This is a genomic window from Mesorhizobium sp. M0136 (genome assembly GCF_040322515.1).
Classification (GTDB): Bacteria; Pseudomonadota; Alphaproteobacteria; order Rhizobiales; family Rhizobiaceae; genus Mesorhizobium.
Window position 1 is genome coordinate 1 of sequence record NZ_JAMYTP010000008.1, and the last position, 24960, is coordinate 24960.

Here is a 24960-nt window from a genome sequence, read left to right on the forward strand (position 1 = left end):
AACTACGCTCGTAAGGACGACCTTAAGAGCGCAGCCTCGCTACCATGCCATGCTCCCGCAAGGCGGCCTTCGCCGGAGGCGTACGCAAGATCCTGCTCCCGGCGCAGCGCGTCGCAAAGCCGCCCGACCGGAAGCTCGATGTCGTCATAGCCGAGCACCTCGTCCCGCTTCACGTCGCGCAGCAGCCGGCAGCCCTCGGCGAGCCCGATCGGCACAAGCCGCTCGGCGTGCACCGTCCGCGCGTTCTCGCAGAGCCCGTAGGTCATGTAATGTCCAAGGCCATCGAGGATCTCTCCGGCACTAAGATCCCGCTTGGCGGCGGCCACCACATCAACGGTCGGCGCGCCCAGGGGCGCAATCGCAGCATCGCGGAATATTGCGGCTCTCGCGACCGTAGAGGGCACCTCGAAATGACACAGATGATAAGGCCAATAGAAACAGTAGAGCGGTCCGGGGCCCATCTTGTAGAGTGAGAGATAATGCTTCTCTACGGTATCCTCTGTGGTGCCAAGAACGAAGATGCCGGGGTTGGGCATGGCGCCGACGCAATAATCAACTATCCCCGGCCCCTCGAGGAGCTGATTGAGCGGATACCAGCCGACCGCCCCCTGGATCGGGCTGCCAGGCTCGACAACAGGCCCGTACATGCCGCGCTTCGCCACCCGCATGCCCGTGGCGTTGGCTACGATGGCGTTCTCGAACGAGATCTTCGTGCCGTCCGCGAAGGAGGTGACCATCGGGGCCTTCATCCCCCACTTCTTGGCAAAGCCCTCCTGGGTCGTCGGGTTTCGGTAGGGATCGTGCAGGCCCTTGATATTCCCGCAAAGCACCGGACGTATGCCCAGGCCCCTGACCCAACGGTAGAGGTTCATGATTACACCGGGCTGATCCCCCTCCACGTTGGTGAGGACCACTCCTGCCTGGTCGGCATACACTTTCAGGATCGGTCCGATCGTGCCGTCGAGCTCGGCATTCATCAGGGCAACATGCTTGCCGTGCCGGATCGCGCACATTGTGACGTGGGCAGCGAACTCGATCGCGCCTGTCGCCTCGACGATGACGTCGATGCCGTCGGCCTCGCAAATGTGCATCGGGTCCGCCGTGATCGCCCGGCGACGGCACGCCACGAGATCCTCAAGCGCTTTGGTGCTGGTCGCCTCCGTCACATCGTCTTCGCCTGCAGCGGCATAGGCATCTCGGGCCTTTTCCACGTGCCTGTTGGAAATCGCCGCGAGCTCCATGCCTGGGACATATCGCAGCATCTGAAGCGCGATGCCTTGGGCCATGAAGCCGGCCCCCACCATACCCACGCGAATTGGCCGCCCCTGAGCGTGGAGCCTCTCCAACTCCCTGTCGACAATGAACATTTAGGTTTCCCCTGTGCTGCTCCCCAAAAGGTCGGGGCGGCGGAAGGTTAGCGGTCATAATCCGGCCAGCTTCGGTCCTTGTCAGAAATCTGCGCCGGCGCATCCACCGGCCAATTCACAGCGAAGGCAGGATCGTTCCAGCGAACACCGCGCTCGGCTGCCGGTGTGTAGAATTCGGAGACGAGATATGTCGCCTCGGAGTGGTCCTCCATGGTGAGAAAGGCGTTCGCGCAGCCCTTCGGTATCACCAGCATCCGTTGGTTCGCCGCTGAAAGTTCCACCGTGAGGTGCTCCTTGTAGGTGGGCGATTGGGGCCGCAGGTCGAGCAGCACGTCGTACAGGCTGCCCCGGATGCAGCGAAGCATCTTGTCCTCGCCATGGGGAGCCAGCTGGTAATGGAAGCCGCGCAGTGTGTGCTTGTGCCTGTTGTATGAAATATTCATCTGTACGACACGATCCGGAAGCCCCTGCTCGGCAAACTCCCGCGAACACCAGCCGCGTGCGAAAGAGCCTCGTTCGTCTTCGAATTTCTGCAGTTCCACCAGGGTGGCGCCGGGAATATCGGTCTTTATGAAAAACATCGTAGATCCATTAGGCAAATGAGTGTCACGTCGGGTCGCACCTTCGACAATCTCTCCTGAGGGTTGCTCGCGCCGGCGGTCCGCTTGTGCAATCGCGGGACGGCATCAGACTTGCGCCGGATGCAAGAGGCGCGAGCCGTGGACTTCATAGCCGATAGGCACATAGGCTAGGTGTGAGAGTGCGCGTCTTACGCTCTCCCGGCGTTCCGGCTTGACCGCGAACATAAGGAATCCGCCGCCGCCGGCGCCGCACAGCTTGCCGCCTTCCGCACCTGCATCCCTTGCGAGGTCGTAGTGGACATTGATCTCCGCGTTGCTCACGCGGGACGCCAAACTCCGCTTCATCTCCCACCCTGCGTGAAGGACGGCACCGAAGCGTTCTATGTCGATGACGGGCTCCGAAAAGATCTCCTGAAGCATGAAGGCATCGTCCCGCATCCGCCTGAGCGTATCGAGATTGCTTGTCGTTTTCGCCTTCTGCTCTGCCAGCACGGAACTGGCCGGTCGCTGATGCGATGTCCAGAACATCATCAGGTTGCTGAAGAGATGTTCGACGGCGCCATTGCGCACCCGCTGTGGCTCGACCGTTACCGCGCCGCCCGGCTGGAAGCGGAACAGGTTCATGCCCCCGAACGCGGCGGCATACTGGTCCTGCTTGCCAATCGGCTCCTTGAGGATGTCCATCTCGATGTGACATGCCTCTTCGGCCAGTTGGCCAGGGGTGACACGTTCTCCCCGGAATGCATGCAGGGCGTTGAGCAGTCCCACCGTGAACGAGCTCGACCCCCCCATGCCCGTCGAGGCTGGCATGTCTCCGACCGTCGAGATGTAAATTGGCGGGTCGACCTCCAGGAAACGCAGGCATTCGCGAGCGATGTTGTTCTTGATCTCCCCTATGGTGTTTACCTGCTCCGTCTGTGAATAGTTCAAGCGGATGGGTTCATTAAAGATCACGCTGTGACGCTTGACGGTGACATAGATGTACTTGTCCACTGCCGCGCTGAAGACCGCGCCGCAATCGAGATTGTAGAAATCGGGCAGATCGGTACCGCCGCCAGCAAAACTGACGCGCAAAGGAGTGCGCGTCAGGACCAGAGACGGTAAACGCTGCGCAGCGCGATCGATGATGGTCGGAAGGTCCGGTCCTGAGCGGCGCTCCACGACTTTGGTCCCGTCTAGCTGTTCCATATTTTGCCCTCGAAAATCGACGGAACGAAAATTAGGCAACACGCGGCTGTGCGGTTCGCCAGCGCAGCTGATCATCGAGCATCCCCGCCTTGAGCAAATGATCGAGCCAGCGCAGCCGCGTGAAGCGCTTGTCGGTAAAGTCTTCAAATGTAAGTGCGATCGAGCGAAACGCCTCGTAAAGCTCCTGCGCTCCCATTCGCGCCGTCCACTGAAACTCGAAATCCGGGAAAGTCCGTGAGAACTTGCTGAAGTCCGCCTTGTAGGTCCTTTGATCCGCGCCCGGCTTCGGTGTCATTGTGAGCTGCGCGCCGGGGACGGCCTCAACGGCGATCTCCGCTATCTCGCGCACCTGAAGATTGAGGCTTTCAACACCCATGTTGAACGCCTCATTGTGGATGTCCTGTAGCGGCGCCTCCAGCATCAATTTGAAATAGCGCGCGACATCCTGGACATGAACCACGGGCCGCCATGGCGTGCCATCGCTATGGACTTCGACACGTCCAGTGGTGAAGGCGCTGCCCATGAAATTGTTCAGCACGGTGTCGAAGCGCATTCGCGGCGAGAGACCGTAGACGGTGCCGTTGCGGCAATAGACGGGCGAGAACCGGTCGTCCGCCAGCGCGCGCAGCGCTTCTTCGGCAACAGCCTTCGATCTTGCGTATTCTGTTTGCGGCGCCAGCGGGGAGGTTTCGTCGACGACGGCGGCTTCCGACATGCCATACATGATGCAAGAGGAGGAAAATAGGAACCGCCGGACGCCGGCCGCCTTGGCCATCGTGGCAAGACGAACTGTCCCTTCCGCATTGATCTGCTTCGTCCAATCCGCGTTGAGATTTCCGATAGGGTCGTTCGAGAGTGCCGCCAGATGGATCACCGCGTCAAAGCCCTGCAGATCCGAGGATTCGATGGCGCGCAGATCCTTTGTGATCTCGGGCACACTGGTATTGTCCGTTCCCAGGGTGCACGCACGAAAATATCCTATGTCCAGCCCGACCACCTCATAGCCCGCTGCCTGTAACACGGGCACCATGACAGAACCGAGATATCCATTGTGTCCGGTGACGAGAACGCGTGTTGGTTCATTCATGTCTGCCCTGCTCCGTTTTCGAAAGGAGTTGACGGGTGAGGTCCAGAAGCGAGCATTGCTCGCTTACTTGCGCATATAGGCAGTCCGCGGCTTCGGCCGCTTGATGGTCACGATCGTCATCGCCGACAAAGAGTGTGCGTGTGAGGTCGAGATCAAAGTCGCGTTGTGCCTGATACAGCATGCCGGGTTTGGGCTTGCGGCAGTCGCAGCCGTCGTCCCAGCCGTGTGGGCAGTGGTAGATCTTTGCGATCTTGCCGCCCACGGCCTCGCATTCGGCGCACATGCGCTGGTGAAGCGCCTCGAGATCAGCGGCGGTCATCGCTCCGCGCGCTATCCCTGCTTGGTTGGAGATGATGACTGTGCGGTAGCCGGCCTCGTTCAGGAGGGCCAACGCCTGCTTTGCACCCGGAACCCACTCCCACTGATCCCATGAACACACATATTGAGCCGGTGGCGGTCTGCAGTTGAGTACGCCGTCCCTATCTACGAGCATGGTTTTTTCGCGGCTCATAAAGCGCTCCGTCGCGGGTAGACGCTCGATCGAGCCCACGCTGTAATAGCGGTGCTCGCTCACGAAGCTGGCGAGGCGATGCTGCGTCGCGAGCGGCGTGTAGATGGCCTCCTCGAAGAGGGTGTCCTCGTCGGGCAGGAGTTCGAGGGCGAGATCGGTCAGTATGGCATAGCTGATCTCGACTCCCTGCAGCCCGGGCGTGGTGCGGAGCCGGTCGAAGACGGTTACATTGTCGTTCGCATCAAGGATCACGCTACCGCGTGAATAGCCGTCCTTGTTGCCGTAGACCGTGATCATTGCAGGCTTGCCGGCCGCACAGAAGCGTTGCCACAGCCGCTCCATGCGCATCGGCCAGTAATTGTCGCAGTACAGCAGCAGGAAGCACGGATCTATGAGGTGACGGGCATTGGATACCCGGCGGCTGGTGAGGTCGTCGGGACGGGTAACGGCGTATTCGATACGGAGGCCGAACCTGCTGCCGTCGCCGAAGTGGTCCATCACCACATGGGGCAAATACCCAAGTAGAAGAAGAACCCTTTCGAACCCCTCCTGCCGCAGCTGTTCGATTTGGTATTCCAAAAAAGGGCGGCCGAGCACCGGCACCATTGGTTTCGGGCGATCGAGTGTGATCGGCCGCATGCGCGTGCCACGCCCGCCGGCCAGGATGACCGCCTGGCGCGGCCGGCTGTAGGTGCGGCCTTCGACATCTGCGTTTTGCAGGCAGGGAGAGCTCCGCAAGACAATATTCATTAACCGCGCTCCGGTCGGTCGGCGACGAGGTATCGCGTGATGGCGTGACAGATCGCGGCGTGGACGTCCTCGACGAGTTCGTAGGTGCCTTTTTCGGACCGCACCCATACTGGCTGATCGACGAGCTCTTTAAGTGTGCCGCCGTCAAAACCGACAATGCCGATGGTGGCTACCTTCCTTTCGCGAGCGAGTTCGACTGCCCGCACGAGATTGAGCGAGTTCCCGCTGGCTGAAATCACTATGAGCACGTCACCCGGCCTGGCGAAGTTCTCCATCTGGCCGGCAAAGATACGCTCGTAGCCTTCGTCATTGCCGAGCGCCGTCATCCAGGAGACGTTGTCTGTCAGGCCCATGACCCGGATTGGCTGCCTTCCTGAGCGTTTCGTGGCCTTACCGAGGTCATTGACCCAGTGGGAGGCGGTCGCTGCGCTGCCGCCGTTGCCAGCGACGAAGACTGTGCCGCCCGCATCGCGTACGGCGCGCAGCAACTGTATCGCCTCCTCCACGGCATCCGTATCGATCTGCGCCAATGCGGTGCACAGCGATGCCAGATAATCCTGCGTGAATTCTTTAGGCTCCAACCAGAGGGCATCATCCCGCGAACATTTGCGAGATGCCACCACTCCCTGATCGATCGCGAGCTCTGTCATGCCACCCTCGATTGCTGCAATGGGGAAGCCATCATCAGCGTGCGAGCACTTCGAGTTCAATTGCTATTCCGAACGGGAAGCTGGCGGGCGGCGCTCATCAGAGGTACGTACAAGGAATATCCCTTGTTCTCTCCGTTGCGGCCGGCACGTCGGCAGGTGGCCATATCGGGGCGTCAAGACCGTCACGGTGTCGCCCGACAACAATGCCTTAGGCAATCCGCGGTGATTGGCTTGCCTCCTGGTCGACGCGCGACCGGCTGCGCATTCCATGCGCTATAGCGCGGCCGATCAAGGAGAGATCTCATCCTGATCGCCGCGCCGCAATGCGCTCTTTCGGCACCACAGAGAGAACAAGGGATATTCCTTGTAAGTACCTCCGATGAGCGCCGCCCGCCAGCTTCCCGTTCGGAATAGCAATTGAACTCGAAGTGCTCGCACGCTGATGATGGCTTCCCCATTGCAGCAATCGAGGGTGGCATGACAGAGCTCGCGATCGATCAGGGAGTGGTGCGCGAGCAAGTGCTTGGGGTACCCGTGCACGCCCTGGGCTTAGCGCAGGCAGTCAACTGCGTCTTCGACTGGGCCCTACGGCGGGAGAGCCGAACGGTTTTCCTGTGTAACGTCCACAGTGTCGTCACCGCCCGCCGCAATCGCGCCCATGCCGAAGCGATGGATAGCGCCGACCTTGTCGCGCCGGATGGAGCGCCGGTGGCCTGGATGCTGAGGCGGCAGGGACACGCGGATCAGCCGCGCATCGCCGGACCGGACCTGATGTGGATTTGTTGCGGGAGGGCATCGGAACTCGGCTCGGCAATGTTCCTGTACGGCGGCAGCCCGGGCACCCTCCAGCGTCTCGAACAGCGCATTCGAACCGAGTTTGCCGGCATAAACATCGTGGGCGCTTACTCACCTCCGCTCCGCCCTCTGTCGGCCGAGGAGGATGAGGCAGTGGTCAGAATGATCAATCAGTCCGGTGCGAGGATCATGTGGGTGGGGCTCGGATGTCCCAAGCAGGAAAGCTGGATGCAGGCGCATCGCGGCCGGATCAATGCGGTTATGTTGGGGGTAGGAGCAGCTTTCGATTTCCACGCCGGAGACGTCAAGCGGGCGCCGCAATGGATGCAGAAGAGCGGGCTGGAATGGCTGCACCGGCTCTTTCAGGATCCCCGCCGTCTGGCGAGCAGGTATCTCGTGACGAACGGCCTGTTCATGCTGGCTTTGCTGCAGGCGCCGCTCCTTCCCAGGCGCAGACTTCGTGACGGTTAGAGGGAGGCGGAACCGGTGAACACACTCGGACCGCCATATTGCCGATCTTCGCCAACTCCTTCACGGGCGGCTGTTCTTTGGCGCTGCTTCTGGGAGGCGGCGCTGCCCATATCTGGACGGTGTGGCTTGCAGTGCCTCGAGGGGCACCTGACTGGAGGCTACCATGACTTTGAGCAAACAGGCCGCCAGTCTGGCTGTCCTGCATGTCGCCGACGTCCTGCAGCCGCTGATCATCTTGCCCTATGCCGGGCATGTCCTCGGACCCTTGAGTTTCGGGCGGTATGCCTATGCGCTCGCCATCGGACAACTCGCTACCGTCGTCGTGGCCTATGGATTTCATTGGACCGCGCAGCGCAGGGTTGCTTCCCTTCGATACGAGCCGGCGGCGATTGCGTACCTCGTTGCTCAGGTCATGGCCACCAAGGCAGTGCTGTTCGTTGCCGTATGCCTGGTTGGCCTCGTGCTGGCCGGCGATGTCCTGGCGCTCAGTAGGCCGACATTCCTGTGCGCGATGCTCTCGGCCGCCGGCAACATTATTTTTCCAGCCTGGCTCTTCATCGGCCTGGAACGCGCCTGGCAGGCAGCCGTGGCGGTGGTTGTTGCTCGCGTTCTGGCGCTCGTCTGTTTCGTCGCCATGGTCGCATCACCTGACCAGGTCGCGCTCGCCGTCGCCATCCAGAGCGCAGTTCCCGTCCTCAGTGGCGTCATCTGCTTACCTTTCATCCTTCCGATTGGGTTCGGCGGCTTCAGGTCCGTGACGCTATCGACGATTGGAATGCAGCTGCGCAATGGCTGGAAGGGATGCCTCTTCATAGCCGTGGAGACCGCCCTCGTCACCCTCCCTGTTGCCCTTGTCCAGCATTTCGAAGGTTATGTGGCAGCTGGACAATACTCTGTCGCCGAAAAATTTCTACTATCGGCACGTGTATTTTTCAAGTTACTTATGGATACATTCATACCGAGGGTATCATACTACGCTCATATCGACCCTGCTGCCGGGATACGACTTATAAGGAGATCACTATTCACCGTAGCAGGCGGAGCGGCGATGAGTATTGGAATGTTCTTTGTCGCTCCGTATATAATATTGCTCCTCTTTGGAGATCAATTTTCAGGCGCGACACCTATCGTGCGCGCAATGGCCATCATACCATTGCTGATGAACATAAATACATTCACATCGAATATATTCATGTTTAGTTACGGATATGAAAATGAATGGGCCGCCCTTAACGCATCCGGTCTGCTAGTATTCCTGGTGGCCGCATATTGTTTTTCTTTCCTCATGGCGGATCAAGCTATTGTTTATGCGATGGTGACGAAGGAAGTCCTGGTGCTGGTGGTTTCAGCCGGCTTCTTCCTCATTGGCGGAGCAGCCGTCCTTCGCACGGCGGCGGCTTGTGACGCAGGTCGGGTGCGAGGATATCCGCCGACGTCCCAATCCGCGCCGTTGGAGCACGAGGCCGACCGTTTCCGGTCATAGGAGTCTGGATGTTCGCCACTGATCAATTTGTCGTTCAACCGTCCGGGTCGCCTCACCAGCCGATTCCCCCCAAGGATCGCAGGGCTGTCCGGGGAAAAAACTCAAGCATAGGTAAAGCCGATCTGGTTGGGCGAGATGCGCTGCTTTCGGCGGCTTGGATTGATGGGCGGAGGCTTGTCGATAGCGATCCTTCGTCGCTGGAACAAGTATTGAGCCACAAGATCGGTGAACCTCAGGACGGGAATGATGATGCGATAGGCGCCGACTGCAATGCGCAGCAGCGCGTAGGCGAGCATTGCGGTGAAAAGCTGCAGGCGGATTGCATTGTGGGTCGAGTCGATCAGACGCAGAATTGCCGTGCCCTCGCAGGGCGTCTGCCGGTCGAGTTGGTCAGTCACCAGGCTGAACGTCTCGGAAAAAGCCGCTACGGGACGCCGCTTGTTGGCATCCGACAAGGTCGACCGCATCGGCGGATCGCTGGCCAGATGGTAATGATGCTGGCTGTTGGCGTCCCAGTTGGCCTCCAACCCGCGCGAGGTGGTGCTCCCACAGAACTGCGCTTAGATCTGCGCCACCAGATGGTCCCAGCTCCTGAACGATTTGTCGTAGGCATCGCCGTCGTGACGCTCGACGATCTCTTGGAGCTGACGTCGGTTGATGTTTTTAAGCAGCTGTCCGAAAATGCTAGGTGTAAAGCGCATGCCCCGTTCCTTTTCTGAGTCTCGTAAACCAGAAAATAGACAGAAAAACCCCGTCCTACGGGACATGCACGTGCGGCATTTCGATTCACCAGATACTTTCCCCGGACAGCCCTGCAAGGATCGCGACGAGCTGACCGCGAAAGACATCTTGAGATTTGTTCGAAGCAGTTGGCGCCTTTGCCTCCTCTGGATGGTTGTGAGCCTTGGTGTCGGCGGCGCATATGCGGTCCTTTCGCCTAGATATTACAGCGCCTATGCGACGATCCTCCTTTCATCTCCGCCCGCTTCGCAGCCGGGCGAAGCTGAGGCAGATGAGCGGGTCTATGTAGAGAGCCAGATACAGGTCATTCAGTCGGACGAGGTCATCGGAAGGGTTGTTGATGACACTGGCTTAGCGGAAGACGAAGAGTTTGTGATGGATGACAGCTTGCGCACGCGGATCTCCAGCTATGTGCGGGGCCAACTGGCGTCTCTCTTCGGCACCAAACTGCCGACGGCAGAGCCAAACATTCGGCATGAGGCGATGGTCCTTGTGAGGCGGGCGTCTTCCGTTCATCAGCTGGGTTCCTCCAGCGCCGTCGAGATCGGGGTCACCTCTTCCGATCCTTTGTTCTCGGCCATGCTCGCGAACGCGATCGCCGGCGGTTACATCGGAAATCAGCGTGAACGCCGGCAGGAGGCTCGCGCGGAAGAAACATCTGATCTGCACAAGCGGCTGGCGGAACTTCGGGAAAAGGCTTTTGTGACCGAATCACTGACGGAGGTGCCATCGGACCCTGAATCTGCGGAGAGGGTACGAGTCCTTATCCGCGAGCAGCAGAGCGCGGCCGAGGTTTATCGCTCGCTTTACAATGCCCTTCTGCAGCGGGCCCACTCCGATTTTGGCGCCTCGTTGATCCCGAGCGCAAGGGTCATCACGGCGGCCGAACCGCCTCGCCGACGCAGTTGGCCGCCAACCGTCCTGACGGTAGCGCTCTCCGTTATGGCCGGTGGGGTTGCCGGCGTTGGTCATGCATTGATCAAGCAAGCAATGAACCACCGCCTGATAAGGGTGGAGGATGTCCGCAGGTCGACCGGCCTTGATCGGATTGTAGGGATCCCCAGAATTCCCCGCCGCAGGTGGAATGTTGTGGGCCCATGCGAACAGTCTTTGCAGCCTGTCTACTCAAAGGACGCTCCCGAGCTTCACAGCTCGCTGAGCAAGATCGCCGCCCGGATGCGCGGAGTTCAGGGCCGCCAAGGCGGATTTGTAATCGGCGTTGCTTCACCCCTCGGCAAGTCCGGAAGCTCCACGGTGGCGGTTCATCTCGCAAGGATCATTGCGGCGACCGGGCAAAAGACACTGCTCGTTGATGCCAATTGGCAAAAGCCATCAATGGACCAGCCAATGCTGAACGCGGAGCCAGGTCGCAAGCTCGCCAGGGCGTTTGCCACCATTCCCGCGGATCAGGAAAGGCTGGAAGTTCTGGTTCTCAGGCCCACGGGGTCAATCCCCGACTTGAATGCCTCGCTCTCCATCTCCGCCGCACTCCAGCATCTGCAGCAAGAATACAGTTGTATAGTGGTTGATTTTCACAGCACCGACCGCACCGCTGATCTGGAAGTCGCCATGGGTGTCATCAGCGAGGTCCTCCTGGTGCTGAAGGCACGCCGCACTTTCGCTGACCACCTCGAGGGAATCCTGCGCATCATCCCTGCAGAGAAACTCGCGGCAGTAATTTTGACCAGGATCAACCGTGCGGGTTCCAGTTCCTAACCGGGAATACAGGCCATGACCTCGCCAGCGACCTTGTCACGCAGAAAGGGTTCAAAGCCGGTCGACCTCGTTTGCAGCCATTCCCCTGACGTGCTCGACTACACCCTCTTTCTCTCCGGCATTTGGCTGGCCTGCGCGCTCGCAGTATCCCTGCGCCTGCTTGGCCATTTTTTCATAGTGATCCCGATCGGTGTCTGTCTGGCCTATGCCGTGCTGCGGCAGACGGTGCCGCCTCGTCTGCTGGCGGTCTACACCGCCTTCTGCCTCTTCATTGCCCTGCTGTCCAGATACGGGCTGATGCCGGATTCGTGGCAGGTTCACTTCCTTCAAGAAGCAGTCATAAGGCAAATCGTCCCCATTGTAGGATTCTTCGCTGTCGCGTGGGCATCCAAGGCTTATTTCCGCCGCAGGTTGATCAGCGGCAATGCCTTTTTTGGTGCACCCGTTTTCCTGTTCCTGTCTCTCGTTGTCGCGCCGGCGGTGATGTTTCAGCAGGACGTGCAATATCAGGGCGCATCTCCGCAAGCCACGATACCGATTCTTTATGGTTCGCTGATCAACAACATGGCCATTGCCGTGTTTTTCATTGCAGGCGGTGTTTTTCTGACGAACGACTGGCGCCGATACGGCGGAATTTTGCTCTTATCGGGAATAGCCCTCGCCAGCCCCTTGGCTCAGTTCAAGGTGCTCGCGGTCACGATGATCGTCATTCTAATTGGCGTGCCCGGCCGGTTGATGGCCGCAGCTCTGGCGACCGCACTGGCTTTGGCCTATGCCGTCGGGCTGAACTTCATACCTCAAACCTTGGCTCTGGACCCGAACGCCGGGATCCGACTCGCGTTCATTTCGGACGCATTCGTATCCGTTGCGGATACATACGGATTTGGCATCGGGTTTGGGAAGGAATCGGTCCGATGGCGATATGAGTTTCCCGGGTTCGAGGATATTACCTTTCTTCCCGACACCAGCAATATTACGCATACCAAAATGCTTGAGATACTCTCGACAGGAATTCACAATTCGTTCGCTCAAGCCATGTTGCGGACGGGGGTCATTGGTTTCATTTTGATCGTGTCTGCCATTTTGGTGGCCTTCCCGCCAAGTCGACTGCCACGCGGTGTTCGCAATCATGCGTCCACAGTCTTCATCATGATTTTCCTCGCCATGTTCGTTAATCCAGTCCTGGAGAGCCCTCTACAAATTGTGGGAATTGCTTTCTCGTACGGCTATTTGATTGCGCTTCGCGCCAGCGTTCCGGCCTTGGCTGTGGAACTTCCTCCAGTTGAACCGGATCGAACGCAGCATTGCGCTTGCTCATACACCTGACCGCACATGGATGCGGCCCACCCGACATCGGCGGGCTATCGGTCTCGGTAGAAGGGGATCGCATTGTACCGATTTTGGCGCGGCAAGAGCAGGAGAGCCCTCCAATGATGTGCCCGCTCATGCGGCGGCGACGTGCCGCTTCCATGAGGAGTGCCTCGAAAGAGCCAGCGAGCCAGCCATTTTGCTTCGGCCTCGGCTATGCCTCCTCTGGTAGCATGGGGCCATCCACTGCGCAGGATCGCCTGCGCAGGTTCGCCCGCGCCGGAAAAACCCGAGCCAAGTCGCCCGTAGAGATCCGGGGGCAACCCGTTGGGGGACCTCATGAAGCTGCTGAGATCCTTGTTGTCGGCGCTGTCGATGACCATGGCTTCGACCCGCCTTTATCGTCCAGGCATCGAACATCGAGCACCAGCGCGGCGAATATATATCAGACAGATGAACAAGATCGACAGTGGACGCGAAATCGCGGCCTTGGGGGGAGCTACAGGAGGGCTATGAACCTCGGCCAGGTCTTGGTGCGTCTTAAGGGTACGGCGCAGAAGCTGGCGCTTACAGGACAAGTGGTAGCTGCGGACCGGCCCGACATAACAGTCCATAGAAAGCGAGAGGAGGGGGCCGAGACGCTCCCCGGCAGCGAAGATCTCTGGCTTGCGCCCGGCGACGTTGTGGAGATGGGTTTGCCAAAGGCCGACTTTGCCGGAGCCGTTGCGTCCTCGCACGTGCGTCAACGGTGCCGAACTGACATTCAACGGAGCGATCCCCGATGCGCGTTTTGCTAGTTCACAATTTCTACAGGATAAGGGCTGGTGAGGAGAGCGTTGTTGGGGAGGAGCTCGCGTGCCTCAAGCAGAATGGGGTCGAGGTCGAGTTGTTCTCCGCCACCAATGACGATGTCGTGGGGGTCTCTCGAAAGATTTCGACCGCCCTAGGGGTTGTCTACAATCCTCATTCACGGCGGGCCTTGTCCCGAAAATTGGCGGAATTTTCACCGGACGTCGTCCACGTTCACAATTTCTTTCCCCTCCTGAGCCCCTCCATCCTGGATGCGTGCCGGGATGCCGGCGTGCCATCGGTAATGACCTTGCACAATTTCAGGATCATCTGTCCCAGCGCCCTGCTTTATCCCGATGAGAGGCTTCGGGAGCGAAGTCTCCACCACGCCTGCTGGTGGACCGTTCCGAAGAAGGTCTACAGGAATTCCCTGCTAGGCACGCTCGCCCTTGCCGCAATGGTAGAGTTTCACAAGAGAGCCGGCACCTGGTCTCGCAAGGTCGACCGGTTCATTGCCCTCAACGATTGGGTCAGGGGCAAGCTTGTGGAAGGAGGCCTGCCTGCCGAGCGTATCGTCGTTAAGCCGAACACGGTTGCCAGGCCGCCGATCTTCGGTGACCTTCGTCGCAATGGAGGGCTGTTCGTCGGACGACTGGATGAGCATCACAAGGGGGTGGCCACACTGCTCGAGGCGTGGAAGCAGATCGATTACCCGCTGCGGATCATCGGCGACGGGACTCTTGCTCCGCTCGTCGAGCAGTCCGCGGGCGGGCGCGTGGAATATCTAGGGCCTCAGCCGCGCGAGACGGTGTTGAAGGAGATGCAGGCCGCAGAATTCCTGCTCTTTCCGTCGAAGGGCGCTGAAATGTTTCCTACTATGACCGTCCTCGAAGCCTTCGCGAGCCGGCTGCCGGTCATCTGTTCGGATATGCCGTGGATCAAGGGGGTCGTGGAGCCAGGCCTCACCGCCCTTGTCGTTCCTGCGGGCAATGCCGGCGCGTTGGCCGACCAGGTGCGTTGGGCGCTTTCAAACCGATCCGCCCTTGAGGAAATGGCAGACAGGGCCTATGCCGCCTATGAGGAGCGGTACACACCCGAGGCAAACCTCCGTCGGCTGATGGCGATCTACGAATCGGTGATCAGGCGTCCAGTCCTGGCCTTTGCGGCGGTGCCGTGAGGTGACCTCGGCGCCCGGCGGGAGCCTACCAGGACCGAGCGAGTTTCACGCGTTGTTGAGCGCGGCGCGGCCATGTCGGATGGCCGGGGGTACTCCCTGTTCGTTGTTGATCAATTCGATCTTAGCGTGCCATGTGCTTCATAGAGGTTCAAAGGCATGTCCCGATCATGACCACGTCTCTTGTTTTCGTTGCTGTAACAGCTACGGGTGCATCGGGAGTTGTGGGCAGCCAATTAAACGGCTTGGGAAAATGCGTATCATACTGACCCGGCGCGAACCTTTGGATTCGCCTGACGGAGTGAGCATTTTCATCGTGGCACTTGCCCAGGCGTTGCTCGAACTGGGGCACCAGGTCCAGATCGTAGTCGGTGCCTTCGAAAGCCACGCAAAATTTGAGCGGCTCCTTTCTCCTCGTCTCGTCTTGCCGATAACGGGATTGAGCCGGACACCTTTGACCGGGCCGGCCTCGGTCGCGGCGTGGCTGCGAGCGATAGGCATCATCAATCGCTTCCGGCCGGACCTTGTCATTCACAGCGAGGCGGTGCCGCTTCCGCTGCATGGCACGATCGTCCAGATCGTCCACGATCTTCAAAGGCGGAAAGGGGCGCTTGCGGCAGCCTGGCGAGCCATTCGACGGATAAGCACGCGGCGCTGCCACCACGTCGTCGCCACGACGACCGAGCTTCAGGAAGAACTCGCGCGAGATCTTGGGCTGCCAAGGGACCAAATCCTGAAAATTCCCGAATGCATCGATCGCCAGTCATACGCGTCTCGTGGGCTGGTAGATCGCGAGCGGGCAATCCTCCATGCCGGCACTTCGCCCTACAAGGTGCCGGAGGCGACGATCCGGGCATTCGGCGCCCTCAACGACACTTCCATACGGCTCTACGTGACGGGTGACATCACAAGACCGGTGCGGGAGGCGGTCGATGCTCTTCCTGAACCTATAAGGCGGCACGTGGTCCTTCTCGGCATGGCAGAGGGAGCACGCGTTCGCGAGCTGCACAGCCGTGTTCGCGTCGCCGCTTTCCCCACGCGCTATACGGTTCCTGTTGCCTCCGCAACGGTGATGGAGGCGATCGCCACCGGCACGCCCATCGTCGGATCTTCAAGGCTCAGCCGAGATCTGCTCGCGGATGACGTGAATGGGGCAGTGGTCGAACCACAGGCCGACGCGATGGCCGCAGCGCTGAAGGCGGTGCTGGACGATGATGACCTTTGGTCGCGTTTGTCGGCGGGTGCCCGCGAGAGGGTTAGACAGTTCGATGCTCACAGTGTTGCAAAGCAATATCTGGAGCTCGCGAACCCCTCTGGATTGCGGTCCAACATCGGAATCTTCGTGAAGGGGGAGGAAGACAAAGAGATTGACGAACCGCGGCTCGCAGATCGTCAGCGGCTTGTCGGGCCCCTTGCATCCCATTCCCTGAACGCTTCTTACGGTTGGGCAGGGCGGTGATCATCGGCTACTGTCGTATCAACATCTTCGAACCCGCTGCCAGGCTGGAGGCGCAAAAGCTTTATCTTGCCCGTTTGGGAGCGGAGAACTTCTTCTGCGAGAAGACCACCATATTCGGTTCGACGCCGGAGTTGGAGAGGGCGATCGCCTGTGCCAGGAAAGGAGACGTGATCGCGGTCACGAAGCCGTACCGTGTTGCGCGCACAACCGGCGAAGTGCTGGCGCTCATCGAAAGGCTTGGCACCAAGGATGTCGGTCTTCGCATCGTCGACACACCTGTCGATACGAGCACGACGACGGGACGTATGATTCTTGCATCAGCGCCTCTCTGGACGCTTGGGATGTCCCCGCCGCGGTCAATCCTAGCAGACCTGTTTCTCTTTTGGCGTCGTCGTCGGTAGGGCCTCGTCGGATTCTACGCACCAGCGCACCCTCCGCTCACCGCCAGTTGAAGGCAAGCCGCAATGGAGGCCTAGGATCAAATGTCTTGCGCTCGATGGACCACCCGGCATGCACGGCCGCCGTTTCCCAGAGGATGTTGCCGGGATTGGCGAGAGTGTAGACGCAGCAGTCCCTAATACTGTGCTTTTCAGCGCCTTCCGATATCCGGGTATGGAACGACAGGCCGTTGGATGTCGGGGCGCCCCTGCCGTCCCGTGGCTCATTGTAGGTGTCCCGGCTCCGGCAGCGGGTGAACGAGCAACCGCCACTGCCGACCTTACCCTGCGGAACGGCCGAGAAGGCGCCGTTGCCCTGTTGAACGGCATCGACGTCATCGACCCGGCAATTGAAGCTTCCCTCCAACATGACGCCAGCGCCCGTGGGGCTGTTGTTGTAGAAGACGAGTCCACGTCGAATGGTACAGCGATCCGAGTGAAAGGCGGAAATATTGTCCTCGGTCCAGGAGGTGGGACCGTTCTCGGCCGAGAATTCTTCCAGGCTCGTATCCGGAGAGCGGTTGAACTGCGCATTCTGTCCACGCGGGAACGGCCCGCGCGCGTCGCGAAGTTCGAGGAAGCTCATCTGGGTGCCCGGACAGTCGACGACATAGATATTGGAGGAGCCGCGGGACGCCTTGACACGGATGATGATCGCATCGGGGCAGCTTTCCAGCTCTATGTTGTTGCGGTTCTGGCTTGGTCCGGTCCCCGAGGGGGGAACGCCGACATGATCGATCTCGAGATCCTGCAAGCGTATTCCGGCGGCTCCGCGGGCGTATATCCCGCTGCCCATGGCATGACGAATGCGGCAGCTGCGGACGATGACGCCCTGATGGAGTGCCGTGATCCCGTTGCCACGGGGGGCATAGATGTCAAGGTTTTCAATGACCTGCCCATCTGCGCGCGAGAGCACCGGTCCGCTTGGACGCAGAAAGGTGGCCGCGCCCCCGAACCATTTACCGCCGCCCGATCGCCCCATGCCCAGATGCAGCGCTGCGCCGACGACGCCCGAGACGGACAGCGCCAGCCCGGCAAGGAGACAGCGCCGATTAAGGCGGGACTTCAAGAGATTGCCGGCCGCGCGACCCGTTCGGGTGTCAGACGTCGGCTCCGCTTGCGCGGAGACGTCGAGGTGGCCGACGAGATGATGTGGAAGGTCATGCCGCATCCGTCCTCTCGGGAAGGCGGTTTCCTCGACGAGGTTGTCGTCAGGCATCCCCATCTCCCCCTGTGCGCCAGCCGGCGCAGGTTCCCCAAGAATGCAGATTGGCAGCAGACTTATGCCCGCACAGCATCTCTCCATTCAGCCCGCCGCGAAAGACCTTCATAAGGCTTAATACCGATGGGCAAAGTGCCATCTACCGGATTTCCTGCCATTCTTTGAAGCTGGCGATAAGCGGAGCGCGAACCGATGTCGGTCGAGGCGGATGTCTTTGACTATGTGATCGTCGGAGCAGGCGCGGCAGGCTGCGTCTTGGCCAATCGTCTGGCGGCTGACGGGACCAATACGGTCTGCTTGCTCGAGGCGGGGCCGTCCGACAGGAGCATCCTTCTGCACATTCCGGCGGGGCTCTACAAGACATGCTCGAATCCTAAATATGCCTGGCGGTACGAAACGGAGCCGAGCCCGGGGACGGCCAATCGTGCCATTCCGATGGCGCAGGGCAAGACGCTAGGCGGGTCGACTGCAATTAACGGGATGATCTACAACCGTGGCGCCGCTGCGGACTTCGATGAGTGGGCCCGCCATGGCAATCGCGGCTGGGGCTACGCCGACCTGCTGCCTTACTTCAAGAGAACCGAGCGCAGGCTTGGGGCATGCGATGCCTACTACCGCGGAACGGACGGGCTGCTTCCGGTTACAGACTGCGATTGGCGACATCCGCTTTGTGATGCATTCATCGAGGCCGCGCTCAATGCCGGTGTCCCGCGCAATCCCGACTACAATGCGGCGAGCCAGACCGGCGTAGGCTATTATCAGCACTATATCTACAAAGGATGGCGCGTGAGCGCAGCGCGGGCCTTCCTACGGCCGATCGCCAAAAAGAAGAACCTGGAGGTCCGCACGAAAGCGTGGGCAACTGCCGTCCTGTTCGAGGGAAAGCGGGCTATCGGCGTTCGGTATGCACGAGGGCCGGGTCATCCCCTGAGCGAGGTGAAGGCCCGGAGCGAGGTGATCCTCTGCGCCGGAGCCGCGAACTCACCCAAGTTGCTGCAGCAGTCCGGCGTCGGTGCTGCGAATATGCTCTCCGAGCTCGGCATTCCGCTCGTGCACGAATTGTCCGGTGTCGGCGCAAATGTCCAGGACCACTATGCGGTCCACCTGATCGCCCGGGTAGAAGGCATTGAAACGGTTAGCGGACACGGCGTCGCCCTGCTGCGGGAGGCGGCCAAATGGATGCTTGGCCGCCCGAACTTTCTCGCAGTCGGCCCATCGCTGGTCTACGGGTACGTCAACTCGCGGGATCTTCACTCCACCCCCGACATTCAGCTTGAACTTGCCTTGGGCAATTATGCCGACAACAGCGCGCGGCGGTTTCCAGTCATCAAGCTGGGCTACTATCAGTTGCGGCCGAAGAGCATCGGACACGTGCGGGCCGTCTCGGCCGATCCGTTTCGAGCTCCGCTCATCCAGCCCAACTACCTCGCCGATGATCAGGACCGGCAGGTCGTTGTCGACGGCATGAAGACTGTGCAGCAGCTGTTTCGCGCCCCCGAGCTAAGGCGCTACAACTGCACGGAAGAGCTTCCCGGCCCGAAGATAACTGACGACGCCGACCGTCTTCAGTTCGCCCGCGAAATCGGGCTGACCACCTATCATTTGTGCGGATCGTGCCGGATGGGCCCACTTGTCAGTGCTGCATCTGTCGTGGACGACCAGTTGCGGGTCCACAAAATGCAGGCCTTGCGGGTGGTCGACGCCTCCATCATGCCCGCCGTTCCCTCGGCCAACACGTCGGCCGCTGTGTTTATGATCGCAGAGAAGGCGGCAGACATGATTCTTGGCCGACAGCCTCTTGCGGCGCTGGAGCACGCTGGGCCGGCCCAACTTGCAGCGGCCGAATAGTCGAAAGTTGAACGACAATTGGCGGGAGAATTCCTTGAAGAGACGTACACTTGTTGCCTCTGAATTCAACGCGAAGGACCGGGCACACTTTGCATTGGCTTACGAGTTCTGCCGCATCGTTGCCGAATGCGAGGAAGGCGATTTGATCGCCCCCGGCATCGACAACTATCTCACGCGGCGCTTTCACGCCATCTTGCCAAAACACGACGCCCACAACGTCCAGCGTGACTTCAACAGACTGACGAACGGGATTCGCAAAGGTCTGGGGTTAATGAATGCGCCAAGCATTGAGCATGTTCGGCTCACGCAAGATTATGACCTTTTCTTCTTCGTGGCTTGGAGCCCGCAAAGCCTTGTAGAATTGTCTCGCATCCACGAATGGCGCGGCCGCTGCAAGGTCGCTGTCGCGTATCTGTTCGAACTCTGGTCGAGCACGCTCGAACAGGACCGCCAATATCTCAAGCTCCTGGACCAGTTCGACTACGTGTTCCTGTTGCACAGCGCCTGCATACCGCGCCTGCCTCAATACACCCGCACGCCCTGCTCCTTTCTCCCCACGGCTGTCGACGGCCTTATTTCAACGCCGTATCTGTCGCCGGTTAAGCGCGTGGTCGACGTATATTCGATCGGCAACCGAGCCGCGAAGATACACGGACAGCTTCTAAAGCTGGCCGAAGAGCGGGACCTCTTCTATCTGTACGACACGCTCGCAAGCACGGGTTCACGGGTCAAGGACTGGCGTGAGCATCGGTCGCTGCTCGCCAACATCATCAGGCGCACGCGTTATTTCATGGCTTTCAGTCCAGCGACGCTGGCAAACCACAGGTCTGGCACGGTTGTCGGCGAGCAGGTGCTGCCTGCCCGTTTCTTCGAAGGGGCCGCGGGCGGCGCCGTCATCCTTGGGACCGCCCCGCAATGCGCCGAATTCGGCGAGCATTTTGACTGGCCAGACGCGGTGATCGAGGTATCACCAGACTCGGGCAGTATCGCAGACGTAATTAGCGAACTCGACGCAAACCCCCGCCGCACAGAATTGTTGCGCCGAACAAACGCGGTCCGTTGCCTAGAGATGCACGATTGGGCTTACCGTTGGGAGCACATCCTTGTCACGATCGGAATGGAGCCGTTCCCGCGACTCCACATTCGCAAGTCCCTGCTGCGACAGATCGCCGCCGATGCGATGGCGCTCGCCTAGACGATCAGGCCCGAAAGTGGGGACCGGTTTCGGGTTCGGTGCTCAAACGGTGCTCAAAAGAGAAAGAGCGGCAGTTCCGAACCGGTTGCTTCCGTCGGAGCGTCCGCCGCTCCAGTTCTGCGCGCGAGCATTTCATTCGAGGCACTCCGAAGGGCTAACAGGCGCCGGAAGCGGGCAAGGAGAAGGTCGTGTGTCCGCCGGCTCTGCCCTTTGGGGTTAGAGCTTATGCCGAATTGGATTCGCACAGTGTCGCTGCCAGTCTGTTAACCAAGAACCGAGTGCTACAGCAGCCACCGCAATCGAACTTCGCGTGAAGGGGCAATGACCGCAGGCGGCGGATGCGTCGCGCTGGGCTTTCTCGCGGCGTTCAGCAGAGGAGGGGGGCGTTGCGATATTGGTGGATGCGGCTTTGAACGCAGGTGAACGTCATGGCACTTCTTCATGAAGGCCCCCGTGCAGGCGCCACGTTAAACGCACCGCAGCGGAACGTGCCCCTCAAGGTCAATGTTCTTCTGCAGTCGCTTCCCCTTCTCGAGGCAATGTCCGTCGTGCTGCTCAGCCTCGTCTCGGGAATGGTATATGATCTTGTGAATTTCGGACATTTCGGCGAGTACGGCCGGAACTTCGGGCTCGGCGTAGCTGTAGCTGCCCTTTTTTCGACTTCCGCATATGCGCGCGGCCTGTATCTGAGTTCCGAGCCGCGGTCGCTGGCCTCTCAGATCAAGGAGGTCGCGCTGATCTGGATGGCGGTCTTTCTTTGCCTGTCGGTTGTGGCGCTTGCACTCAAGGTGGGAGACATGTTTTCGCGCCAAGCCGTCATGCTGTTCTTCGTGACGGGACTTGGCGGCATCATCTTCGTGCGCTTGGGGGCCGGACGACTGTTTGCCTCGTTGACCAGGTCGGACATGCTTGCCAAACCGCAGGTAGTGATCGTAACGCAATCGGACGTGCGCGTGCCAAGTAGCGTAGTCCAGGCAATCGAGGCTTCCGGATGCGAGGTCTGCCAAACGATTACATTGCCGGCTGCATCCAGCGAGGGCTCGCTCGTTGAGTGTATGGATAAGCTCATTGAATATGTGCGTCGGCGTTCTGTCGACGAGATAATCCTTGCTGTCAGTTGGGCTGACATAACCCTGATTGAGAAAATCACGGCTCACCTTTGCGTGGTTGCAGTACCCGTAAGGCTCCTTCCGGACAACGTCGTTAGCGCGCTCTTGAAGAGACCTGTGGTCAACCTGGGAGGGACGAGGGCGATAGAACTGCAGCGCGCGCCCCTGACGGCGCCTCAGCTCCTTACGAAGCGGCTCTTCGATCTTGTGCTGACCACTGTCGCCCTTCCATTCCTTCTGCCCACTTTGGCCGTTGTAGCGGCGCTGATTGTGCTCGAATCCAGGGCACCTGTGCTCTTCTGTCAGCGTCGGGCCGGGTTCAATGGCCGCACGTTCAAGATCTATAAGTTCCGAACGATGACGATCCTGGAGGACGGGCCCGTTGTCCCTCAAGCCTGCAGGGGCGATCCCCGCGTCACCCGCGTTGGGCGCATATTGAGAAGATTCAGTATCGACGAGATTCCGCAGCTGTGGAACGTGCTCAAGGGCGACATGTCGTTGGTAGGCCCACGACCGCACGCGTTGGCGCATGACAGCGAATACAGCCAGATCATCTCTCTCTATCCGGCTCGGCACAAGGTGAAGCCGGGAATCACCGGCTGGGCACAAATAAATGGCTGGCGCGGCGCGACGCCTGATGTCCACATGATGATCAAGCGTGTCGAACACGATATGTGGTACGTCAACAACTGGTCGGTCTGGCTCGACGTAAAGATCCTGCTTCTGACCATTCCCCGCATCTGGACGGGGCGAAATGCAGTCTAGCGCAACTTTGCCGATTCGAGGCCGCTGGAGGCAATTTTTGTGGCGAGCAGGATGACGGCTTCTGTGAGTCCGCAACAAACCCGAACCGCTGACCGAACCGCGGGGCCTCCCCTTGTCGAGTATGCTACGGCGAGGTTAGTTCCCCAAGGTCGGCTTACATGCATCAAAGGGCAAAATATCCTGCTCAGTGCAACGCAGGGGGCAGTTTTTGCGCTCAATGACACTGCGGCGGATATCTGGCGCTCGCTTGAAGAGGGCGTGCCGGTCGAGGCTATCTTGGGCGAGATGGCAGCCGGTGGAGTTGATAGGCAAGAGGCCTATGGCTATGTCGAGGCTGCCCTTCAAGACTGGGAACGGCTCGGCCTAATCCAGCCTGCTCCACCGCCGTGCCCAACCGAAACTCATCAAGGTATCTGCCAGGTCGTTGCTGTTCCGGGCGTGTGTGTGCGCATACTGTATCCGGCGGCGGTCGCCTTTCCGGCTGCGACCGTATTTCAGCATCTCGAGGTTCGAAACAGGGTCGTCGACGTTCTATTCCATTTGGTTGAACGTGGGGAGCGGATCCACCTGTTCCGGGATGGCCACTGGACTAATTCCTGTGCTCGAGACGAGATACCCATTATGGTCAAAGGCCAATTGCTGGCCGAAGTGCTTGGGCACAGCGAATATGAACTCGCCCTCCATGCGGCGGCGCTGTTCAAGAACGGCCGCACGCTCCTCCTTTGTGGGAACCCTGGTTCGGGCAAGACGACGCTGACCTTGGCGCTGGTCCACGCGGGGTTTGGCTTCGCGGCAGACGATGTGACACTTCTCGACTCGGCCGGACAGAGTATCGGCCTTGCTTTTGCGCCTGCAGTCAAATCGGGATCATGGTCCATACTCGGACATTATTTCCCCGAACTCGGCAGGTCTCCGGTCTACCGTCGCCCCGATCGCAGGCGCGTGCGTTTTCTTGTGCCTAAGGATCATGTCCCTCCCGTTCCCCGGCCCGTGGGCTGGGTGGTCTTGCTCTGTCGGACGCAGGATGCCAAACCTTCCCTGCGGGTGATTGACCCGACCGACATCCTCGGCGGTTTGCTGAACGGCGCCTTTGCGCGGAATAAAGAGCTAAGCAGCACCGCGTTCGACGTTCTTTGCCAAGTCATCCGATCGGCACAGGGCTTTTGCCTGACCTATGCCAAATTGGATGACGCGTTGGAACAGCTGAAGGCGGCGTGCCGATGAAGCCCACCGGGGATGCGCTCGAGGCCTTGATCGCGGGACTTAACGGCCGCCTGGTGGTAACGGCCGACTGGCTGTCGGTGATTGCACTCGCCAACCACACTCTGCTTACGCCTGTCTTGTTCGCCACTCTTGCGCACACGGGCCAGCTTGAACGCCTCCCCGAAGACGTGGGCCAGTATCTTCAGTTCATTCACCGCTGCAACCGGGAACGCAATTTGCGCTTGCGCAGGCAGCTGAATGAAGCCGTTGCTGCCCTCAATCAGGGGGGCATCGTTCCGGTCCTGCTCAAAGGGGCCGTTCCCTTGTTCCTTTCGTCGAGCGGCCGGGTTCCCGACAGAATGATGAGCGATCTCGACTTGGCTGTGGAAGCTGCCAAAGAAGGAGCTGCCCGGGCTTGCCTTGCCAAGCTTGGCTACGCCGAAGTGACAGGCCCTGGTGGCATGGCGCGCCCGCAAGACGTCGGTCTCCTGGAGCTCCGGCGATACCGGGAGATTGACCGCGAGCCCCCGAGGCTTGCCCGCCGTCACGGCCTTAGGGCGAAAATCCCCGCCCCACAGTCACGGGCCCTCCACTGGATCATGCATGATCTCATCAAGGAGGCGGACTACTGGCGCGGAAGGACCGACTTTCGCCACCTTTATGATCTGGCACGGCTGGCGGAACAGCATAAGCTGGATTGGGCGGTGCTGCGAACATCCTTGCCCGACCAGAGCGCGCGGAACGCGTTCGATACTCAACTCCTGGCATTGAGTCACTTCTTCGGCGTCAGAGCACCGGCGCAATATGTGCGGCGCCCATTGGTTCGCTTTCAACACTGGCGGCGTGTCTTCCCCTTGTACCATCCCGTCCTCGGCGTTCCATTGCGCCTGGTCGGCAATTCGCTGTGGGGTACGTGGCGACTCCTACACGGCGATGGCTTGGGCCGACCGAGTCCGCTCGACTTTGGACGCCGCGCCACGAGCATCCTCCTTGACGGCGATCTCGGGTCAAAAGTGTAGTAATACTTATTTTCCTGAATTGTATCTTGATCGCGCCTTGTCTTCACGAAATGCATATGTCAAATTAGGGCGTTAGAGTTGTTACTCGCCGG

At 59.9% G+C, this 24960-nt stretch carries 19 protein-coding genes and 1 pseudogene; 12 read left to right on the forward strand and 8 right to left on the reverse strand.

The features are described 5' to 3' along the window. Positions 1-2: 2 nt before the first annotated feature. From NKJ35_RS11545 to NKJ35_RS11570, 6 genes are all read right to left on the reverse strand, one after another. A complete protein-coding gene (locus NKJ35_RS11545) occupies positions 3-1367 on the reverse strand; it encodes an NAD(P)H-dependent oxidoreductase (protein WP_352647064.1) in 1365 nt (454 codons plus the stop codon). Between the two features lie 47 nt (positions 1368-1414). Beyond that, on the reverse strand, positions 1415-1948 hold the full coding sequence (gene rfbC / locus NKJ35_RS11550) for a dTDP-4-dehydrorhamnose 3,5-epimerase (protein WP_352647067.1): 534 nt from the start codon (positions 1946-1948) through the stop codon (positions 1415-1417). A 105-nt stretch (positions 1949-2053) separates the two neighbouring features. Continuing rightward, positions 2054-3211 carry a GHMP family kinase ATP-binding protein gene (locus tag NKJ35_RS11555; protein WP_352647069.1) on the reverse strand — a complete coding sequence of 386 codons (1158 nt, stop codon included), beginning with the start codon at positions 3209-3211 and terminating at the stop codon, positions 2054-2056. Further along, positions 3168-4223 carry an NAD-dependent epimerase/dehydratase family protein gene (locus tag NKJ35_RS11560; protein ID WP_352647070.1) on the reverse strand — a complete coding sequence of 352 codons (1056 nt, stop codon included), beginning with the start codon at positions 4221-4223 and terminating at the stop codon, positions 3168-3170. Before NKJ35_RS11560 ends, NKJ35_RS11555 begins: the two co-directional genes overlap by 44 nt. Then, positions 4216-5484: an HAD-IIIA family hydrolase gene (locus tag NKJ35_RS11565; RefSeq protein WP_352647072.1), complete on the reverse strand. Its 1269-nt coding sequence runs from the start codon at positions 5482-5484 to the stop codon at positions 4216-4218. Before NKJ35_RS11565 ends, NKJ35_RS11560 begins: the two co-directional genes overlap by 8 nt. After that, positions 5484-6134 carry an SIS domain-containing protein gene (locus NKJ35_RS11570; RefSeq protein WP_352647075.1) on the reverse strand — a complete coding sequence of 217 codons (651 nt, stop codon included), beginning with the start codon at positions 6132-6134 and terminating at the stop codon, positions 5484-5486. The genes NKJ35_RS11565 and NKJ35_RS11570 overlap by 1 nt, the downstream gene beginning before the upstream one ends. Positions 6135-6611: 477 nt before the next feature. Between NKJ35_RS11570 and NKJ35_RS11575 the strand changes: the two genes are divergently transcribed. Beyond that, complete coding sequence (locus NKJ35_RS11575) at positions 6612-7400, forward strand: WecB/TagA/CpsF family glycosyltransferase (protein WP_352647078.1); 789 nt, start codon at positions 6612-6614, stop codon at positions 7398-7400. Between the two features lie 163 nt (positions 7401-7563). Continuing rightward, positions 7564-8883, forward strand: coding sequence for an oligosaccharide flippase family protein (locus NKJ35_RS11580; RefSeq protein ID WP_352647080.1), 1320 nt, complete (start codon positions 7564-7566; stop codon positions 8881-8883). Positions 8884-8984: 101 nt separating this feature from the next. On the opposite strand, the pseudogene NKJ35_RS11585 reads toward NKJ35_RS11580, so the two are convergent. Beyond that, positions 8985-9584 (reverse strand): annotated as a pseudogene (locus NKJ35_RS11585) (DUF4372 domain-containing protein). A 70-nt stretch (positions 9585-9654) separates the two neighbouring features. On the opposite strand from NKJ35_RS11585, the gene NKJ35_RS11590 reads away from it, so the two are divergent. The 5 genes from NKJ35_RS11590 to NKJ35_RS11610 all read left to right on the forward strand — a co-directional run bounded on the left by NKJ35_RS11590 (position 9655) and on the right by NKJ35_RS11610 (position 16471). After that, a complete protein-coding gene (locus NKJ35_RS11590) occupies positions 9655-11340 on the forward strand; it encodes a Wzz/FepE/Etk N-terminal domain-containing protein (protein ID WP_352647082.1) in 1686 nt (561 codons plus the stop codon). A 15-nt stretch (positions 11341-11355) separates the two neighbouring features. Further along, complete coding sequence (locus tag NKJ35_RS11595; protein ID WP_352647084.1) at positions 11356-12666, forward strand: hypothetical protein; 1311 nt, start codon at positions 11356-11358, stop codon at positions 12664-12666. Positions 12667-13429: 763 nt separating this feature from the next. Continuing rightward, the gene (locus NKJ35_RS11600) at positions 13430-14614 is read left to right on the forward strand and encodes a glycosyltransferase family 4 protein (protein WP_352647086.1); all 1185 of its coding nucleotides are present in this window, start codon (positions 13430-13432) and stop codon (positions 14612-14614) included. Positions 14615-14912: 298 nt separating this feature from the next. Continuing rightward, entirely contained in the window at positions 14913-16070 is a 1158-nt protein-coding gene (locus NKJ35_RS11605; RefSeq protein WP_352647089.1) for a glycosyltransferase family 4 protein, read from the forward strand. Then, a complete protein-coding gene (locus tag NKJ35_RS11610) occupies positions 16067-16471 on the forward strand; it encodes a recombinase family protein (RefSeq protein WP_352647092.1) in 405 nt (134 codons plus the stop codon). The genes NKJ35_RS11605 and NKJ35_RS11610 overlap by 4 nt, the downstream gene beginning before the upstream one ends. A gap of 37 nt (positions 16472-16508) precedes the next feature. On the opposite strand, the gene NKJ35_RS11615 is transcribed toward NKJ35_RS11610, so the two are convergent. Next, a complete protein-coding gene (locus NKJ35_RS11615; protein ID WP_352647093.1) occupies positions 16509-17726 on the reverse strand; it encodes a hypothetical protein in 1218 nt (405 codons plus the stop codon). Positions 17727-17921: 195 nt separating this feature from the next. Between NKJ35_RS11615 and NKJ35_RS11620 the strand changes: the two genes are divergently transcribed. From NKJ35_RS11620 to NKJ35_RS11640, 5 genes are all read left to right on the forward strand, one after another. After that, complete coding sequence (locus NKJ35_RS11620) at positions 17922-19577, forward strand: GMC family oxidoreductase (protein ID WP_352647096.1); 1656 nt, start codon at positions 17922-17924, stop codon at positions 19575-19577. A gap of 34 nt (positions 19578-19611) precedes the next feature. Continuing rightward, positions 19612-20772, forward strand: coding sequence for a glycosyltransferase (locus tag NKJ35_RS11625; RefSeq protein ID WP_352647098.1), 1161 nt, complete (start codon positions 19612-19614; stop codon positions 20770-20772). Positions 20773-21200: 428 nt separating this feature from the next. Next, complete coding sequence (locus NKJ35_RS11630) at positions 21201-22646, forward strand: undecaprenyl-phosphate glucose phosphotransferase (RefSeq protein ID WP_352647100.1); 1446 nt, start codon at positions 21201-21203, stop codon at positions 22644-22646. A 51-nt stretch (positions 22647-22697) separates the two neighbouring features. Next, entirely contained in the window at positions 22698-23870 is a 1173-nt protein-coding gene (locus tag NKJ35_RS11635) for a PqqD family peptide modification chaperone (RefSeq protein WP_352647102.1), read from the forward strand. Then, a complete protein-coding gene (locus NKJ35_RS11640) occupies positions 23867-24868 on the forward strand; it encodes a nucleotidyltransferase family protein (protein WP_352647104.1) in 1002 nt (333 codons plus the stop codon). Before NKJ35_RS11635 ends, NKJ35_RS11640 begins: the two co-directional genes overlap by 4 nt. Positions 24869-24960: the final 92 nt, after the last annotated feature.